The sequence below is a fragment of the Pantoea sp. UBA5035 genome, from assembly GCF_002415245.1.
GTDB classification, from domain to species: Bacteria; Pseudomonadota; Gammaproteobacteria; order Enterobacterales; family Enterobacteriaceae; genus Pantoea; species Pantoea septica.
In genome coordinates, this window is the sequence record NZ_DICD01000026.1 from 60,372 (window position 1) to 77,726 (window position 17,355).

The window sequence follows — 17,355 nt, forward strand, 5'->3', positions numbered from 1 at the left end:
CGCACTGCGCGTTTTTCAGGCGGTTCAGCGCGGCGTGAAGCGATAGCGCGTCACCGACTCCCAGCGCTCGCCCGGCTGCAGCCAGCATGAGGGCTGAGGCCACTCAGGATGATTCGGCGAATCGGGTAAAAATTCGCTCTCCAGCGCAATGCCCTGGAAAGCAGTATAGCTTTCCTGTTCGCGCGCGCGCGTTCCCGCCAGATAGTTGCCGGTATAGAACTGCAGCGCGGGCGCGGCAGTGGTCACGGTCAGCTGCAGTTCGCCGTCGGCAGACCAGAGATGCGCGGCAGGCTGGCTGGTGTCGCCGGCGCTATCGAGCAGAAAGGCGTGATCGTAACCCTTCACGGCCTGCTGATCGGCATCGGCGAGAAAATCCTGCGCCACAATCTTGCCCGCGCGAAAATCGAAGCTGGTGCCCGCCACCGCTTTCAGCGGCGCGTTGGGAATACCCTCGCTGTCGACAGGCAGATACTGTTCGGCCAGCAGTTGTAAGCGATGCTGGCGCGCGTCGCCATGATGCGCATCAAGATTAAAGTAGGCGTGGTTAGTCAGATTGACCGGGCAGGGGCGATCGACCTCTGCCTGATAGCTGATCGACAGGCAGTTGTCGTCGTCCAGCTCATAGCGCACCTGCGCCAGCAGGTTGCCGGGATAGCCCTGATCGCCGTCCGGCGAGTCCAGGCGGTAAACCACGCTGTTCTCGCTCTGGCTGACGATCTGCCAGCGGCGCTTGTCAAAGCCCTGTGGCCCGCCGTGCAGCTGGTGCTCGCCCTGGTTCGCCGCAAGCTGAATAGCCTGCTGCGTCAGCGTCGCCTGGCTGATGCGGTTGGCGTAGCGTCCGATAGTGGCACCGAGATAGGCGTCCTGATGCAGATAGTCGGACGGCGTGGCGCAGCCGAGCAGTGTTTCGCGCACGCTGCCGTCGCGCATCGGCACCCGCGCCGACAGCCAGGTGGCGCCCCAGTCCATAAAAGTCGCCACCATGCCGCTGGCGTTGCGCAGCACGGTAATGCGCCAGGGCTGACCGTCTGGCGCGTGTGAATTCACGTCGCTTAGCATTGGCCCGCTCCTTCTGAGGCGGTACAAACGTAAAAGGTCTCTTTGATGCCGGTTTTCGCCTCGTACTGTTCCGCCACCGCCGCCTTCACCCGATCCACCAGATCGAACGGCATAAGCGCCACCACGCAGCCGCCGAAGCCGCCGCCGGTCATGCGCACGCCGCCGCGATCGCCAATCTCCGCCTTAACGATCTCGACCAGCGCGTCGATCGGCGGCACGGTGATTTCGAAGTCATCGCGCATTGAGGCGTGCGATTCCGCCATCAGCTCGCCCATGCGTTTCAGGTCGCCCTTGCTCAGCGCGTCGGCCGCCTCCAGAGTACGGGCGTTCTCCGTCAGCACGTGACGCACGCGCTTTGCCACCTGCGGGTCCAGCTCATGCTCCACCGCTTTGAACTGATCGATATCCACGTCGCGCAGCGCCGGCTGAGCGAAGAATCGCGCGCCGGTCTCGCACTGCTCGCGGCGGGTGTTGTATTCGCTGCCCACCAGATTGCGGCGGAAGTTGGAGTTGATGATCACCACCGCGACATCTTTCGGCATTGAGACCGGGCGGGTGCCGAGGGTGCGGCAGTCGAGCAGCATGGCGTGATCTTTCTTGCCCAGCGCGGAGATGAGCTGGTCCATGATGCCGCAATTGCAGCCCACGAACTGGTTCTCCGCCTCCTGACCGTTGACGGCGATGGCCGCGCCGTCGAGCTTCAGGTGATAGAGCTGCTGAAATACGGTGCCGACCGCCACTTCCAGCGACGCCGACGAGCTGAGGCCCGCGCCCTGCGGCACATCGCCGGCAATCACCATGTCGACGCCGCCGAAGCTGGCGTCGCGCTGCTGCAGGTGTTTCACCACGCCGCGCACGTAGTTGGCCCACATCGGCTCTTTAACGCTGAGGATCGGCGCGTCGAGCGAGAAGCTGTCCTGCTGGTTATCGTAATCCACCGCCACGACGCGCACCTGACGATCGTCGCGCTTCGCGCAGGCGATCACGGTCTGGTAGTCGATGGCGCACGGCAGCACGAAGCCGTCGTTGTAGTCAGTATGTTCGCCGATCAGGTTCACGCGGCCCGGCGCCTGAATGGTGTGGGTCGGGGCATAGCCGAAGGTGTCGTTGAAAATCTGCTGCGTGGTGGTTTTTAACATTGTTGTGCCTCGCGGAAATGAATATCGCTAACGGCGCGCAGACGTTCTGCCGCCTGTTCCGCCGTTAAATCGCGTTGGGTTTCAGCCAGCATTTCGTAGCCGACCATAAATTTGCGAACCGTAGCCGAGCGCAGCAGCGGCGGGTAGAAGTGCGCGTGCAGCTGCCAGTGATCGTTTTCTTCGCCGTTGAACGGCGCGCCGTGCCAGCCCATGGAGTAGGGGAAAGAGCACTGAAACAGGTTGTCGTAGCGGCTGGTAAGCTGCTTAAGCGCCTTCGCCAGATCTGCGCTCTGTTCCGGCGAGAGATCGTTGAGGCGTTTGATATGGGCTTTCGGCAGCAGCAGCGTCTCGAACGGCCAGGCCGCCCACCAGGGCACTACCGCCAGCCAGTGTTCGGTCTCGACCACGGTGCGGCTGCCGTCGCTCAGCTCGCGCGCGGCGTAGTCCACCAGCATCGGCGAGCCGTGCGCGGCATAGTAGGCGCGCTGATGCTCATCTTCGCGCTGCGCTTCGTTAGGCAGGAAACTGTTGGCCCATACCTGGCCGTGCGGATGGGGATTGGAGCAGCCCATCGCCGCGCCCTTGTTTTCAAAAACCTGCACCCAGGGATAGTGCTGGCCGAGATCGGCGGTCTGCGCCTGCCAGGTTTTTACCACCTCTTCCAGCGCGGGCAGCGACATCTCCGGCAGCGTTTTGCTGTGGTCGGGCGAGAAGCAGATCACCCGGCTGGTGCCGCGCGCGCTTTCGCAGCGCATCAGCACGTCGCTGCTCTCCGGCGCTTCCGGCGTATCGGTCATCAGCGCGGCGAAATCGTTAGTAAAAACGTAAGTGCCTTTATAATCAGGGTTTTTGTCGCCGGTGACGCGCGTGTTGCCCGCGCAGAGGAAACAGTCGGGATCGTGCGCCGGCAGCTTCTCTTGCGAAGGGGTTTCCTGCGCGCCCTGCCAGGGACGTTTGGCACGGTGGGGCGAAACGAGGATCCACTGATCGATCAGCGGATTGTAACGGCGATGCGGATGATCGACCGGGTTAAATTTTTCCATGTTGAGTCCTGGTTAACGTCAAAAAGCCAGACAGGCAGGGTTAAAAAGTAGCACATCAGCGCCCGGTAAAGCGTGATCAAGTCTGGATAAATGGAATCGTTTACACAAGCTGAAAATTCTTATTCAAAGCCTTTTGATTGCGAATATAGAGGTGAAAAGGGCAAAGCAATGGTAGCGGTTACATGGGTAGGGCCGGCGTAAGTAAGCGAACGCCGCAGAGCGGCGTCGCGGGAGTTATTGCAGACTTTCTTGCTGATAAGCGTAGCCATCGGCGGCAGGCACAAAGCTGAGCCGATGGGTGATGCAGCGCGGCGCGTCTTCCGCGTGGTGAGAAACGAACAGCAGCTGGGTGCGGCCTTCGCCGATGAGAATATCGACGAAGCGGCGCACCAGCTGGCGATTGATGGGATCCAGCCCCTGCAGCGGTTCGTCAAGGATCAGCAGCGCCGGATGCTTCACCAGCGCGCGGGCGATCAGCACTAGCCGCTGCTGGCCCCAGGAGAGGCTATGGAACGGCGCGTCGGCCAGCGCGTTATCCATGCCGAGCAGCGCCAGCCACTGCCGCGCCAGCGCCTTCTGCCGCTCCGACGCCGCCTGATAGAGGCCGATGGAGTCGAAGAAACCGGAGAGGATCACGGTGCGCACGTTGACGCTGACGCGATACTCCAGATGCAGGCTGCTGCTGACGTAGCCGATATGCTGTTTGATATCCCAGATGGTTTCGCCGCTGCCGCGTTTAATGCCGAACAGCCAGAGATCGTTGCTGTAGCCCTGAGGATGATCGCCGGTCACCAGGCTCAGCAGCGTCGATTTTCCGGCGCCGTTAGGCCCGACGATCTGCCAGTGTTCGCCGGCGTTGACCTGCCAGTTCAGCCCGTTGATCACCGCTTTGTCGTTGTAACAGACCATGCCGTTGCGCAGGATGACGCGCGGCGTACCCTGCGCCAGCGGCGGCAGCTGGTCGGGCGCATCCGGCTCCGGCAGGGCCATGCCCTCCAGCCGTTCGCTGTGCGCCAGCTGCGCCACCAGCGCCTCCGCCAGGATCGCATCGCGCGCGCCGACGTGAGTCAGGGTGCACTCCGCCAGCACGCCGACCTGCTGAATAAAATCGGGGATGTCGTCAAAGCGATTAAGCACCAGCACCAGCGCGACGTCGGGCTGCTGCAGGTTCGCCAGCGTCTCCGTCAGGCTGGCGCGCGAGGCGACGTCGAGGCCGTCGAAAGGCTCGTCGAGGATCAGCAGATCGGGCTGTTTCATCAGCGCCTGGCAGAGCAGCACCTTGCGCGTCTCGCCGGTTGAGAGGTATTTAAAGCGCCGATCGAGCAGGTAGCCGATGGCGAACCGCTCCGCCAGCGCCTGCGCGCGCGCCTCGTCCTGCACCTCATCCTGGATAATCTCCAGCGCGGTGCGGCCGGTATCGGTTTCGCCTTCGCTCAGCAGATCGGTGTTGTTGCGTTCCCATTCGTCGGCGACCAGCTTTTGCAGCTGTTCCAGCGACAGGCGCGTCGGGCGCGCGAACCGGCTGGCGAACGCGCCTTTTTCCGGCGCCAGCTCGCCTGCCAGCGCGCGCGCCAGCGACGATTTGCCGCTGCCGTTGGCGCCGACGAAGGCCCAGCTCTGGCCGCCCGTCAGTCGCAGATCGTTCAGGTTCAGTAATCGGGTGTCGCTGAGACGAAACGTGCCTTGCGAAATTTGCAATAATGCCATGATATGTTCCATTTTATGCACTGTAATACCGGGTTGTACCCAGTGCCGTCAGGGAAGTCAAATCATGGCGCGCAGGTCAGAGCAGCGTAGCGATAATCGCGTGTTCGGCGTTAAAACTTGCCGTAACGGCGTCGCCCGGCTGCAGATTCTGCTGCTGCACCTGCTGGTTAGAGAGGGTGGCGCAGAGCGTTTCGCCGCTCGGCAGCGTCATCAGCACTTCGCTCATCTGCTCGCCGGGTTCAATCTGGCTCACCTGTACGCTCAGCTGGTTATCCGCCTGCGACGCCTCGCGGCTGACCTGAATCCATGGCGCCTTGATCAGCACCAGCACCTCTTTGCCCGCCTCGAGCTGCAGGCGCGCCACGCTGCGCTCGGTCAGCGCCACGTTAAGCTGGGTGACGCCATCGGCCAGCCGCACCTGAAGATGCTGCACCACCTGCCGATCGTCATGGGCCACCACCGTGCCGAACAGCTGGTTGCGCGCGCTGGTCTGCAGGGAAAAACGCGCGATAGTCGCCAGCAGACTGTCGAGCGGCACCGCGTCGTTTTGCAGCGCGTCGAACGCTTTTTGCTGAATCTGCTCCAGCAGATGGAACAGCTGGATAAGCCGCTCGCCGTAGCGTGTCAGCTGTGCGCCGCCGCCGCCTTTGCCGCCGGTAACGCGCTCTACGAGAGTCTCGTCAGCCAGCTGATTCATCTCATTGATGGCGTCCCAGGCGCTTTTGTAGCTGATGCCCGCCAGCTTCGCGCCCTGGCTGATAGAGCCGGTTTCGCGGATGCGTTTCAGTAGCGCTATACGGCGCGGATCGGCGAACAGCTTCTGCTGCAGCCGGATGGACAGGGAAAGTTCAGCCTGCATAGTGGCGTCTCCAGAACGTGTGAATGCAACGATCATAGCGGTGAGCGGCGTAAAAAGTAAAAGCACGAAAAGGGCAGTGCGATTTTTTCCTCAGACGTTACAATCACTTTTTTGCTTTGCTGAGTGAGACTTCCATGCTGGAACTGTTAAAAAGCCTTGCTGTAGCGGTGATTATGGTGCCGGTGGTGATGGCGATTATGCTGGGCCTGATTTATGGTCTGGGCGAGGTGTTCAACGTCATCTCGAAATTTGGCCGCCGCGAACACGCTTCACGCTCTAACCGTTAATTCTCCGACGCCCGCCTGAGCGGGCGTTTTTATTGCGCCTGCTCAACCTTCTCCGCTTCCTGCCGATAATTTTTATTACGCTGTCCTGCGCGCGTTGTATCATTGCCTACACAACGCATAACTGGAGAATACCCATGTCATTCCGATCGTATCGCTGGGGCCTTGCCGCCGCGCTGAGCGTCACGCTGGCCGGTCAGGCGGCCGCCGCTGAGAAAGTCACCGTTTTCGCCGCCGCGTCGTTGACCAACGCGCTGCAGGAGATTGCGACGCAGTATAAAAAGAAAACCGACGTAGAGGTGGTGTCGTCTTTCGCCTCTTCTTCTACGCTGGCGCGTCAGATTGAGCAGGGCGCGCCAGCCGATCTTTTTATCTCAGCGGACCAGCAGTGGATGGATGACGCCGTAGCGAAAAAGAGCATGGAGGACGCCACGCGCGTGACCCTGCTCGGCAACGAACTGGTGCTGGTGGCGCCGCGCGGCGACAGCGCGAAGCCTGTTACGCTGAATCAACAGACCGACTGGAAAAGCCTGTTGAAAGGCGAGCGTCTGGCGGTCGGCGATCCCGATCATGTACCTGCCGGCATCTATGCGCAGGAAGCGTTGCAAAAGCTGGGCGCCTGGGAGCAGGTTTCGCCGTCGCTGGCGCGCGCCAATAACGTGCGCGCCGCGCTGGCGCTGGTCGAGCGCAATGAGACGCCTTACGGCATCGTCTACGGGTCAGACGCGGTAGCCAGCGACAAAGTGCAGGTTGTCGGCACTTTTCCGGCCGCCAGCCATAAGCCGGTGGAATATCCGATGGCGATAGTAAAAGCGCATAACAACGCTGCGGTGAAGGCGTTTTATGACTACCTGAAAGGGCCGGAAGCGGCCGCGGTGTTTAAACAGTACGGATTCTCCCCGAAAGCATGATACTCAGCGATCACGAATGGCAGGCGGTGGTGCTTAGCCTGAAAGTCTCCAGCATCGCGGTGCTGTTCAGCCTGCCGTTTGGCATCCTTACCGCCTGGATTCTGGTGCGCTGCCAGTTTCCAGGCAAATCGCTGCTCGACAGCCTTATTCATCTGCCGCTGGTGTTGCCGCCGGTGGTGGTAGGCTATCTGCTGCTGATCGGCCTGGGCCGACGCGGCGTGATTGGCCAGTATCTCTACGACTGGTTCGGCTTTAGCTTCGCCTTTAGCTGGCGCGGCGCGGCGCTCGCCTCCGCGGTGATCGCCTTTCCGCTGATGGTGCGCGCCATCCGGCTGGCGCTGGAGGCGGTGGATATGCGGCTGGAGCAGGCGGCGCGTACGCTCGGCGCCGGGCGCTGGCGCGTCTTTTTCACCATCACGCTGCCGCTGACGCTGCCCGGCATTATCGTCGGCACCGTGCTGGCCTTCGCCCGCTCGCTGGGCGAGTTCGGCGCGACTATTACTTTCGTCTCCAATATTCCGCAGGAGACGCGCACGCTGCCGCTGGCGATGTTTACCCTGATTGAAACGCCAGGCGCAGAGGGCGCAGCGGCGCGGCTGTGCATTATCGCCATCGCGCTGGCGCTGCTCTCGCTGCTGGTCTCCGAATGGCTGGCGCGCTGGGACCGTAAAAGGATGGGCGCCTGATGCTGACGCTGAACTTTTCGCAGCGGCTGGGCGATCACCAGCTCGATATCGACGCGCAGATCCCGGCGAAGGGGATTACCGCGGTTTTCGGCGTTTCCGGCGCAGGCAAGACGTCGCTGATCAACGCCATCAGCGGGCTGACGCAGCCGCAGCGCGGTACGATTGCGCTTAACGGCCGTGTGCTGCTCGACGTTGAGAAGGGCGTGATGCTGCCGCCGGAAAAACGCCGCGTCGGCTATGTGTTTCAGGATGCGCGGCTGTTTCCGCACTATCGCGTACGCGGCAATCTGCGCTACGGCATGTCGCCCGCGATGAAAGGGCAGTTCGACGCGCTGGTGGCGCTGCTGGGGCTGGAAAGCCTGCTGGATCGCTTTCCGCTGTCGCTTTCCGGCGGTGAAAAGCAGCGCGTCGCCATTGGCCGCGCGCTGCTGAGCGCGCCCGATATTCTGCTGATGGACGAGCCGCTCGCCTCGCTCGATCTGCCGCGCAAGCGCGAGCTGATGCCCTATCTGCAGAAGCTGGCGAAACAGGTCGAGATCCCAGTGCTCTACGTTACCCACAGTCTCGATGAAATTTTGCAGCTGGCGGAAAACGTGCTGGTGCTCGATCGCGGCGGCGTCAGGGCGTTCGGCCCGCTGGAGAAGGTCTGGAGCAGCAGCGCAATGCGGCCCTGGCTGCCGGTGAGCGAACTGACCAGCGTGCTGCGCGTGCAGGTGCTGGAGCATCATCCCGACTATCCAATGAGCGCGCTGTCGCTCGGCGACCAGCATATCTGGGTGAGCCGGGTTAACTATCCGGTGAAAACCCCGCTGCGCATCCGTATCGCCTCGGCGGACGTCTCGCTGGCGCTACAGCCGCCGCAGCTCAGCTCGATACGCAATATCCTGCCGGCGCAGGTGGTGGAGCTGCTGGAAGTGGGCGATCAGGTTGAGGTTCGCCTGCGCATCGGCGTCAGCGAACTCTGGGCGCGCATTTCGCCCTGGGCGCGGGATGAGCTGGGCATTCGGCCGGATCAGTGGCTCTATGCCCAGATTAAAAGCGTCTCGGTCGCCGCCTGATTACAGCAGCTGCTGCGCGATCACCTCGGCGATGCCCGGCTCAAGATTGGTGCCGATCACCTGCTTCGCGCGCGCCTTGATCGCCTCGTCGGCGTTGCCCATCGCCACGCCCAGCCCGACGGCTTCCAGCATGCTGAGATCGTTATAGTTGTCGCCGAATGCGATGACCTCCTGCATGGAGAAGCCCAGCGAGGCGACCCACTCCGCCAGCCGCTTGCCTTTGCTGTTGCCGCGCTGCGCGATATCCACCTGATCGTGCCACGACCATTCGCACGCCAGTCCCAGCTCCGTTTCCACAAGCGTCGCAAACTGCTGCAGTTCAGCCGTGTTTTCATGGGAAAGCGCGAACTTCCAGATCGCCTGCGCGTCGCGCGCCGCCTGCGCCAGGTCCGGCACCTGAACAAACAGCGGACGCTGATGCGGCGGCAGCGATTCCGCCCATTTCAGGGTGCGTATGACGTGGCCGGTCGGCGTCTGATAGAGCATCGCATCGTCGACGTAGAGCAGGCCGTGAATCTGGTGCTCATCTAGCATCTCAATCACGCGCAGCGCCTGATCCTTATCCAGCGGGTCAGCAGCCAGCACCTTTTTCGCCTGATAATCATACAAATAGGTGCCGTTGCAGCAGATTGCGGGTGTATCGAGTTCCAGCGCCTGATAAAAAGGGTGGATGGCGCAGTGGTGACGGCCGGTGACGATAGCCACCTTGACGCCAGCCTGACGGGCGCGCTTCAGCGCCTCGATAGACTGGGGCAGAATGGTTTTCGCGGGCGTCAGCAGGGTGCCGTCAAGGTCGAGGGCGATTACGCGATAGCTCATGGCTTATTCCGTGTGAAAGGATTAAAGAGGCACCGAGTCTACACCCGGGCGCGGGCCTGAGACAAAAAGCAGGGCACAAATGATTCCGGCGCACCGTGGCAAAACAGGCTACAGTGAGCCACAGACACAAACTGACAGGCTGCGAACAAGGAGAATGCATGAAACAAGTCGTTTATACCGCCAGTCCCGAGAGCCAGCAGATCCACGCGTGGCGGTTAGATGAAGAGGGCGCACTTTCGCTGTTGCAGGTGACGGACGTCTCCGGCCAGGTTCAGCCGATGGTGGTCAGCCCGAAGAAAGATTTTCTCTATGTCGGCGTGCGCCCGAACTTTCGCGTGCTGGCGTTCCGCATTGCCGCCGACGGCACCCTGAGCGAAGCGGGCGAAGCGCCGCTGCCGGGCAGTCCGACCCATATTTCCACCGATCGCGCCGGCAACTTTCTGTTTTGCGGCTCCTATAACGACGCCTGCGTCAGCGTCAGCCCGATTGGCGATGACGGCCTGCCGCAGGCGCCGTCACAGGTGATCCGCGAGCTGGACGGCTGCCACTCCGCCAATATCGACAACGCCAACCAGACGCTGTTCGTTCCGGCGCTGAAGCAGGATCGCATCTGCCTTTACTCCCTGAGCGCCGACGGCACGCTGGCGCCGCGCGAGCAGGCGCAGGTCACCACGGTAGAGGGCGCGGGCCCGCGTCATATGGCGTTTCATCCTAACGGCAACTACGCCTACTGCGTCAACGAACTCGACAGCACCGTCGACGTCTGGGCGCTGAGCAACGCGCGCGGCGAAGTTGAGCGCGTGCAGTCGCTGGACATGATGCCGCCGGGCTTTAACGAAACGCGCTGGGCGGCGGATATTCACCTGACCCCCAACGGCCGCTTCCTTTACGCCTGCGATCGAACCAGCAGCACCATTACGGTGTTCAGCGTCAGCGAAGATGGCGGCTTGCTCTCTATCGAGGGCTACCAGCCGACGGAAACGCAGCCGCGCGGCTTCAATATCGATCACAGCGGTCGTTATCTGGTGGCGGCAGGTCAGAAATCGCACCATATCGAAGTGTACCGCATCAGCGAGCCGCAGGGATTGCTGACTCCGCTGGCGCGCTATGCGGTGGGCCAGGGACCGATGTGGGTGGTGATCCACCCGCTCGATTAAGAAGATAGCTCAGGCGCAGCGGCCACGCTGCGCCGCGCGTCTTTAACGAGGTGGCAGTACGCCGCTGTAAGATCAATATCGAGATTTTCTGGCTGTGACAGGATAGGCGGATTGTTTTTTTCGGAGTCAGGAACGATGAAGAAGAAAAACCGCACCTCCACCCCGCACGATGCTGCGTTCCGGCAGTTTCTCACCCAGCCAGAAATCGCCCGCGATTTTATGTTAATCCACCTTCCGCCCGAACTACGCGCCGTCTGCGATCTCAGCACGCTAAAGCTGGAGTCGGGCTCTTTTGTCGAGGACGACCTGCGTCAGTATTTCAGTGACGTGCTCTACAGCCTGAAAACCACCGCTGGCGATGACAGCTATGTTCATGTCCTGATTGAGCACCAGTCCACGCCGGATAAACATATGGCATTCAGGCTGCTGCGCTATGCGGTAGCCGCTATGCAGCGCCATCTGGATGCCGGTCATAAAAAATTGCCGCTGGTGATACCCGTGCTCTTCTACGTAGGCAAGCGCAGCCCCTATCCCTGGTCAACCTGCTGGCTGGATGAGTTCAGCGATCCGGCACTGGCGGCGAGGCTCTACGGTGCCGCGTTTCCACTGGTGGACGTCACCGTCATTCCTGACGAAGAGATTGCCGGTCATCGCACCATGGCTGCCCTGACGCTGCTGCAAAAGCACATTCATCAGCGCGATTTAACCGAGATGCTGGACAAGCTGGCGTCTATCCTGCTGGCCGGTTATCTCTCTTCATCGCAGTTAATATCGCTGGTACACTATATTCTTCAGGCTGGCGAAACCTCAGACGCCAAAGCCTTTGTTCGCGAACTGGCACAGCGGATGCCGCAACAGGGGGACGAATTGATGACCATTGCAGAACAGCTTAAACAGGAAGGCCTTGAAAAAGGCCTTGAAAAAGGTATTCAGCTTGGCCGTCAGGAAGGCCGCAACGAGGGCAAACTCGAAGTCGCTCGACGCCTGCTGGAGATGGGCATGCCCAGCGAGTCGGTACAGGAAGCGACCGGCCTGAGTGAGACGGAGCTGGCGCAACTCCCTCACTAATCGCTGGCGCAGCGGCGCCGCTTATTGCGCGCCGCCTTCAGACGCCGTTACGAATAGTTCACCGTAATGCTGGCGCTCGCCAGCGCATGAAAATGCACGTTAAACCCGACCATCGCGCCGCTCGCCTCGGCGTCCACCTCGATCGCCTCAACATCCAGCGCATGCACGGTAAAAATATAGCGATGGCTTTCGCCCTGCGGCGGCGCCGCGCCGCCGTAGCCGGCTTTACCGAAATCGGTGCGCGTCTGCAGCGCTCCCGGCGGCAGCATCGCCAGGCCGGAACCGGCGCCTTGCTCCAGCAGCTGGGTGCTGGCGGGAATATTCACCACCACCCAGTGCCACCAGCCGGAACCGGTCGGCGCGTCGGGATCGTAACAGGTCACGACGAAGCTTTTGGTGCCTTCCGGCGCATCGTCCCACGCCAGGTGCGGGGAAATATTGTCGCCCTGATAGCCCATGCCGTTAAACACCTGGCGCTCCGGCATCTTGTCGCCGTCGTTAAAATCATTGCTGTAAACGCGCATCTTCTCTCCTCGGTTGTGATAAACCTTCAGTATCAACGTCTTCCATCTTAGCGAAAAAAGCAGGCGGTTCCAGCCGTTAGCGACAATCAGGCGCTAAAGTGCGCCTCATGCGTCAGCGCCTCGGCAATCGCTTCGGTCAGCTGGCGTAGCGCGTGCGGCGTAATGATATAGGGCGGCATCAGATAGATCAGACGGCCAAACGGACGGATCCAGACGCCGCGCTCGACGAAAAAGCGCTGCAGCGCGGCCATATTCACCGGACGTAGCGTCTCAACCACGCCGATAGCGCCCAGCACGCGCACATCCGCCACCTGCGGCGCGGCGCGCAGCGGCATCAGCTCATCGCGCAGCTGCCGTTCAATGCGCGCGACCTGCTGCGGCCAGCGGCCTTCGTTAAGCAACGCGAGGCTCTCTGCGGCCACGGCGCACGCCAGCGGATTGCCCATAAAGGTCGGCCCGTGCATAAAACAGCCCGCCGGACTGTCGCTGATGCCGTCGGCGACGCGGCGCGTGGCGAGGGTCGCCGCCAGCGTCATCATACCGCCGGTCAGCGCCTTGCCGACGCAGAGAATATCGGGCGTCACCTCTGCATGCTCGCAGGCGAAAAGCTTGCCGCTGCGGCCGAAGCCGGTGGCGATCTCGTCGGCGATCAGCAGCACATCATAGCGATCGCAGCACTCGCGCACCCGCTGCAGATAGCGCGGATGATAGAAGCGCATGCCGCCCGCGCCCTGAACGATCGGCTCGAGTATCACCGCCGCTAGCCTGGCGTGATGCAGTTCGATCAAACGGACAAAGTCATCCGCGTCGCGCTCGTCCCAGATATCGTCAAAGCGGCACTGCGGCGCGGCGGCGAAGTGGTGTTCTGGCAGATAGCCGCGCCACAGGCTGTGCATCGAGTTATCGGGATCGCATACCGACATCGCCGCAAAGGTGTCGCCGTGATAGCCGCGCTGTAGCGTAAGAAACTGCTGGCGCGTTTCGCCGCGCCCGAGCCAGTACTGCATCGCCATCTTCATCGCCACTTCTACCGCAACCGAGCCGGAATCGGCGAGGAACACGCACTCCAGCGCGGCGGGCGTCATCGCCACCAGCTGGCGGCAGAGCGCGACCGCCGCAGGATGCGTAATACCGCCGAACATCACATGGGACATCTGCGCCATCTGCTCCTGCATCGCCCTGTTAAGCCGGGGATGGTTGTAGCCGTGGATCGCCGCCCACCAGGAGGACATGCCGTCCACCAGTTCGCGGCCGTCCGCCAGCTGCAGTTGCGTGCCTTGTGCCGCGACTACCGGGTAGCAGGGCAGCGGATCGCGCATCGAGGTATAGGGATGCCAGATGTGCTGGCGGTCGAATTCAGCGTCCTGAGGGGTAAACATGGTAGTTGTAAACCAAAATAAAAAGATTTAGTTTACAAGTATAACCACGTTAACTGTCGGGATGACACCCTTTTTTTGGAGTAGGCAATGGCACAACACTGGACTCTGGCGCAGGCGCAGGCGCTGTTTGATAAACCTTTTCTTGAGCTGATGTTTGAGGCGCAGCAGGTTCACCGCCAGCATTTCGACCCGCGTCAGGTTCAGGTCAGCACGCTGCTGTCGATCAAAACCGGCGCCTGCCCGGAGGACTGCAAATACTGCCCGCAAAGCGCCCGCTATAAAACCGGGCTGGAGTCCGAACGGCTGATGGAGGTGCAGGAGGTGCTGGCGTCGGCGCGCAAAGCGAAAGCGGCGGGCTCGAGCCGTTTCTGCATGGGGGCGGCGTGGAAAAACCCCAACGATCGCGATATGCCTTACCTTGAGCAGATGGTGCAGGGCGTGAAGGCGCTGGGCATGGAAACCTGCATGACGCTCGGCACGTTAAGCGACCAGCAGGCGCAGCGTCTGGCGGGCGCCGGGCTCGATTTTTACAACCACAACCTCGACACCTCGCCGGAATTTTACGGCAGCATCATCACCACGCGCTCCTATCAGGAGCGGCTGGATACGCTTGGCAAAGTGCGCGATGCCGGTATCAAAGTCTGCTCGGGCGGCATCGTCGGGCTGGGCGAAACCGTAAGCGATCGCGCCGGGCTGCTGGTGCAGCTGGCGAACCTGCCGACGCCGCCGGAGAGCGTGCCGATCAATATGCTGGTGAAGGTTAAGGGCACACCGCTGGCGGACAACGACGACGTCGAGCCGTTCGACTTTATTCGCACCATCGCCGTGGCGCGCATCATGATGCCGACCTCGCACGTGCGTCTCTCGGCGGGCCGCGAACAGATGAGCGAGCAGACCCAGGCGATGTGCTTTATGGCGGGCGCCAACTCGATTTTCTACGGCTGCAAGCTGCTCACCACGCCCAACCCGGAAGAGGATAAAGACCTGCTGCTGTTCCGTAAGCTGGGCCTCAATCCTGAACATACTCACACCGCGCACGGCGATAACGAACAGCAGCAGCAGCTGAGCGAGCAGCTGTTCCACGCCGACACCGAACAGTTCTACAACGCGGCGCTGTAATGAGCTTCTCCACGCGTATGGCGCAGGCGCTGGAGATGCGCCGCGCCGCTGACGGCTGGCGGCAGCGCCGACTGGTGGCGCGCAACGATACCCGCACGCTGCAGGTAGAGGGAAAGACGTACCGTCACTTCTCCAGCAACGACTATCTCGGCCTGAGCCAGCATCCGGCGGTGATCGCCGGCTGGCGTCAGGACGCGCCGGGTGCCGGCGCGTCGGGACACGTTACGGGCTATAGCGGCCGCCACGCGGAGCTGGAGGCGCAGCTCGCCGACTGGCTCGGCTATTCGCGCGCGCTGCTGTTTATCTCCGGCTTCGCCGCCAATCAGGCGATCGTACATCTGCTGGCGCAGAAGCAGGATCGCATTATCGCCGATAAGCTGGCGCACGCCTCGCTGCTCGATGCGGCGGGCCATACGCCCGCCACGCTGCGCCGCTTTCACCATAACGATGTCGAGAGCCTGACGCAGCGGCTGGCGTCGCCGTGCGATGGCGAAACCCTGGTGATCACCGAAGGGATTTTCAGCATGGACGGCGACAGTGCGCCGCTGGGGGCGATCGCCGCCGCCGCCCGCCGCGCCGACGGCTGGCTGCTGGTGGATGACGCCCACGGCATCGGCGTGTTGGGCGAGCAGGGGCGCGGCAGCTGCTGGCGGCAGGGCGTGAAGCCGGAGCTGCTGGTGGTGACTTTTGGCAAAGCCTTTGGCGTCAGCGGCGCGGCGCTGCTGTGCGACGACGCGACCGCCGACTATTTCCTGCAGTTCTCGCGCCACCTTATCTACTCGACGGCGATGCCGCCCGCCCAGGCGAGCGCGCTGCTGGCGGCGCTGCATGAGATTCAGGGCGGGGACGCGCTGCGTCAGCGGCTTAGTGACAATATTCAGCGCTTCCGCCGCGGCGCGGCGGGCTTGCCCTGGGCGCTGATGCCCTCGGAAAGCGCAATCCAGCCGCTGATCGTCGGCGAAAACGGCGCTGCGCTGGCGCTGTCGCAGCGGCTGGCGCAGGCGGGCTGCTGGGTCAGCGCCATCCGGCCGCCGACGGTACCGCCCGGCACCGCGCGGCTGCGCATCACTCTGACCGCCGCTCACCGGGCGGATGATATTGACGCACTGCTGGAGGCGCTGCATGACGCTGCGGGTTAACAAAGCGGCGGTGGCGCGCGCGTTTGGCCGCGCGGCGGGCCACTATGAACAGCACGCCGAGCTGCAGCGCCGCTGCGGCGACGCGCTGCTGGCGCTGGCGCCGCCTCTGGCCGATGGCGATCTGCTCGATGCGGGCTGCGGCACCGGCTGGTACAGCCGCCTCTGGCAACAGCGCGGGCAGCGCGTCGTGGCGCTCGATCTTTCGCCGCAGATGCTGCGGCAGGCGCGCAGCCTCGACGCGGCGAGCGGCTATCTGGCGGGCGACATCGACGCCTTGCCGCTGGCGAGCCAGAGCGTCGATTGCGTCTGGAGCAATCTGGCGGTGCAGTGGAGCAGCGACTTGCGCACCGCGCTGCAACAGTTCGCCCGCGTGCTGCGCCCCGACGGCGTCATGCTCTTCTCGACGCTGCTGGCCGGCTCGCTGCAGGAGGTGCACGCCGCCTGGCGGTCGCTGGGGCCTGGCGAGCACGCCAATCGCTTTTTAACCGAGGAGCAGGTGCGCGCGGCGGGCGCCGGGCTCAACCTTCGCTTTATCCGTCAGACGCAGGTGATGCATTTTCCCAACGCCCTGAGCGCAATGCGATCGCTGAAGGGCATCGGCGCCACCCATCTGCACCAGGGCCGGGACGGCGCGTCGCTGACGCGGCAGCGGCTGGCGCAGCTTGAGGCGCAGTGGCCGCGCGATGCGCAGGGCTGCCGTCTGACTTATCAACTGCTTTTTGGAGTCACGCAACGATGAAATGGTTTATTACCGGCACCGATACCGAGGTGGGCAAAACCGTCGCCAGCGGCGCGCTGCTGCAGGCGGCGGGCGCGGCGGGCTATCGCACCGCCGGCTATAAGCCGGTCGCCTCCGGCTGCGACGTCACGCCGGAAGGCGTGCGCAACGGCGACGCGCTGGCGCTGCAGCGCTACAGCAGCCTGGCGCTGCGCTATGAGCAGGTTAATCCGCTCGCGTTTATCGAGCCGACGGCGCCGCATATCGTCAGCGCGGAAGAGGGCAGGCCAATCGCTTTCGAGGTGTTGTCGCAGGGGCTACGCGCGCTGGAGGCGCAGGCGGAGTGGGTGCTGGTAGAGGGCGCAGGCGGCTGGTACACGCCGCTGTCGGAGACGCAGACCTACGCTGACTGGGTTGCGCAGGAGCAGCTTCCAGTGATCCTGGTGGTCGGGGTCAAACTGGGCTGCATCAACCACGCCATGCTGACCGCCGATGCGGTGCAGGCGCGCGGCCTGCGGCTGGCGGGCTGGATAGCCAACGATATCGAGCCGCCGGGCAAGCGCCATCAGGCCTATATGGCGACGCTGAAACAGCGCATTCCCGCGCCGTTTCTCGGCGAAATTCCCTGGCTGCCCAATGCGGCGGCGCAGGCGGACTGCGGACGCTTTATCACGCTGCCCCGCTAG

At 62.7% G+C, this 17,355-nt stretch carries 18 protein-coding genes; 10 read left to right on the forward strand and 8 right to left on the reverse strand.

Annotation, left to right across the window (positions count from 1 at the left end):
• Positions 1 to 24 precede the first annotated feature (24 nt).
• The 5 genes from galM to modE all read right to left on the reverse strand — a co-directional run bounded on the left by galM (position 25) and on the right by modE (position 5,807).
• Positions 25 to 1,059, reverse strand: a complete 1,035-nt coding sequence (gene galM / locus B3229_RS16395; protein WP_286872475.1) for a galactose-1-epimerase — start codon at positions 1,057 to 1,059, stop codon at positions 25 to 27.
• Positions 1,053 to 2,198 (reverse strand): galactokinase, encoded by a 1,146-nt coding sequence (gene galK / locus B3229_RS16400; RefSeq protein WP_286872478.1) that lies wholly within the window; start codon positions 2,196 to 2,198, stop codon positions 1,053 to 1,055. Before galK ends, galM begins: the two co-directional genes overlap by 7 nt.
• A complete protein-coding gene (gene galT / locus B3229_RS16405) occupies positions 2,192 to 3,241 on the reverse strand; it encodes a galactose-1-phosphate uridylyltransferase (RefSeq protein ID WP_048785351.1) in 1,050 nt (349 codons plus the stop codon). Before galT ends, galK begins: the two co-directional genes overlap by 7 nt.
• A gap of 234 nt (positions 3,242 to 3,475) precedes the next feature.
• Entirely contained in the window at positions 3,476 to 4,948 is a 1,473-nt protein-coding gene (gene modF, locus B3229_RS16410) for a molybdate ABC transporter ATP-binding protein ModF (protein WP_286872482.1), read from the reverse strand.
• Positions 4,949 to 5,024: 76 nt separating this feature from the next.
• On the reverse strand, positions 5,025 to 5,807 hold the full coding sequence (gene modE / locus B3229_RS16415) for a molybdenum-dependent transcriptional regulator (RefSeq protein ID WP_048780983.1): 783 nt from the start codon (positions 5,805 to 5,807) through the stop codon (positions 5,025 to 5,027).
• Between the two features lie 134 nt (positions 5,808 to 5,941).
• Here modE and B3229_RS16420 point away from each other — a divergent pair, with 134 nt between their 5' ends.
• The 4 genes from B3229_RS16420 (at position 5,942) to modC (ending at position 8,746) form a co-directional block, all read left to right on the forward strand.
• On the forward strand, positions 5,942 to 6,094 hold the full coding sequence (locus tag B3229_RS16420) for an AcrZ family multidrug efflux pump-associated protein (protein ID WP_048780984.1): 153 nt from the start codon (positions 5,942 to 5,944) through the stop codon (positions 6,092 to 6,094).
• A gap of 134 nt (positions 6,095 to 6,228) precedes the next feature.
• The gene (modA, locus tag B3229_RS16425; RefSeq protein WP_048780985.1) at positions 6,229 to 7,002 is read left to right on the forward strand and encodes a molybdate ABC transporter substrate-binding protein; all 774 of its coding nucleotides are present in this window, start codon (positions 6,229 to 6,231) and stop codon (positions 7,000 to 7,002) included.
• Positions 6,999 to 7,688: a molybdate ABC transporter permease subunit gene (gene modB, locus B3229_RS16430; protein WP_286872486.1), complete on the forward strand. Its 690-nt coding sequence runs from the start codon at positions 6,999 to 7,001 to the stop codon at positions 7,686 to 7,688. Before modA ends, modB begins: the two co-directional genes overlap by 4 nt.
• A complete protein-coding gene (modC, locus tag B3229_RS16435) occupies positions 7,688 to 8,746 on the forward strand; it encodes a molybdenum ABC transporter ATP-binding protein ModC (protein ID WP_277269719.1) in 1,059 nt (352 codons plus the stop codon). Before modB ends, modC begins: the two co-directional genes overlap by 1 nt.
• On the opposite strand, the gene B3229_RS16440 is transcribed toward modC, so the two are convergent.
• Positions 8,747 to 9,565 carry a pyridoxal phosphatase gene (locus B3229_RS16440; protein WP_286872490.1) on the reverse strand — a complete coding sequence of 273 codons (819 nt, stop codon included), beginning with the start codon at positions 9,563 to 9,565 and terminating at the stop codon, positions 8,747 to 8,749. It abuts the gene before it with no gap.
• A gap of 158 nt (positions 9,566 to 9,723) precedes the next feature.
• On the opposite strand from B3229_RS16440, the gene pgl reads away from it, so the two are divergent.
• Together pgl and B3229_RS16450 are read left to right on the forward strand one after the other, a co-directional pair.
• Entirely contained in the window at positions 9,724 to 10,722 is a 999-nt protein-coding gene (gene pgl, locus B3229_RS16445) for a 6-phosphogluconolactonase (RefSeq protein ID WP_048785700.1), read from the forward strand.
• A 135-nt stretch (positions 10,723 to 10,857) separates the two neighbouring features.
• Positions 10,858 to 11,790 carry an Rpn family recombination-promoting nuclease/putative transposase gene (locus B3229_RS16450; RefSeq protein WP_286872494.1) on the forward strand — a complete coding sequence of 311 codons (933 nt, stop codon included), beginning with the start codon at positions 10,858 to 10,860 and terminating at the stop codon, positions 11,788 to 11,790.
• Between the two features lie 47 nt (positions 11,791 to 11,837).
• On the opposite strand, the gene B3229_RS16455 is transcribed toward B3229_RS16450, so the two are convergent.
• Together B3229_RS16455 and bioA are read right to left on the reverse strand one after the other, a co-directional pair.
• Positions 11,838 to 12,314: a kinase inhibitor gene (locus tag B3229_RS16455; protein ID WP_048785701.1), complete on the reverse strand. Its 477-nt coding sequence runs from the start codon at positions 12,312 to 12,314 to the stop codon at positions 11,838 to 11,840.
• 86 nt (positions 12,315 to 12,400) lie between these two features.
• Entirely contained in the window at positions 12,401 to 13,693 is a 1,293-nt protein-coding gene (gene bioA, locus B3229_RS16460) for an adenosylmethionine--8-amino-7-oxononanoate transaminase (RefSeq protein ID WP_286872496.1), read from the reverse strand.
• A gap of 87 nt (positions 13,694 to 13,780) precedes the next feature.
• Here bioA and bioB point away from each other — a divergent pair, with 87 nt between their 5' ends.
• The 4 genes from bioB to bioD are packed head-to-tail and all read left to right on the forward strand — an operon-like array spanning position 13,781 to position 17,355.
• Complete coding sequence (bioB, locus tag B3229_RS16465) at positions 13,781 to 14,812, forward strand: biotin synthase BioB (protein ID WP_286872498.1); 1,032 nt, start codon at positions 13,781 to 13,783, stop codon at positions 14,810 to 14,812.
• Positions 14,812 to 15,951 (forward strand): 8-amino-7-oxononanoate synthase, encoded by a 1,140-nt coding sequence (bioF, locus tag B3229_RS16470; RefSeq protein WP_286872501.1) that lies wholly within the window; start codon positions 14,812 to 14,814, stop codon positions 15,949 to 15,951. Before bioB ends, bioF begins: the two co-directional genes overlap by 1 nt.
• Positions 15,935 to 16,690 (forward strand): malonyl-ACP O-methyltransferase BioC, encoded by a 756-nt coding sequence (bioC, locus tag B3229_RS16475; protein ID WP_048785709.1) that lies wholly within the window; start codon positions 15,935 to 15,937, stop codon positions 16,688 to 16,690. Before bioF ends, bioC begins: the two co-directional genes overlap by 17 nt.
• A complete protein-coding gene (gene bioD / locus B3229_RS16480) occupies positions 16,687 to 17,355 on the forward strand; it encodes a dethiobiotin synthase (protein ID WP_286872505.1) in 669 nt (222 codons plus the stop codon). Before bioC ends, bioD begins: the two co-directional genes overlap by 4 nt.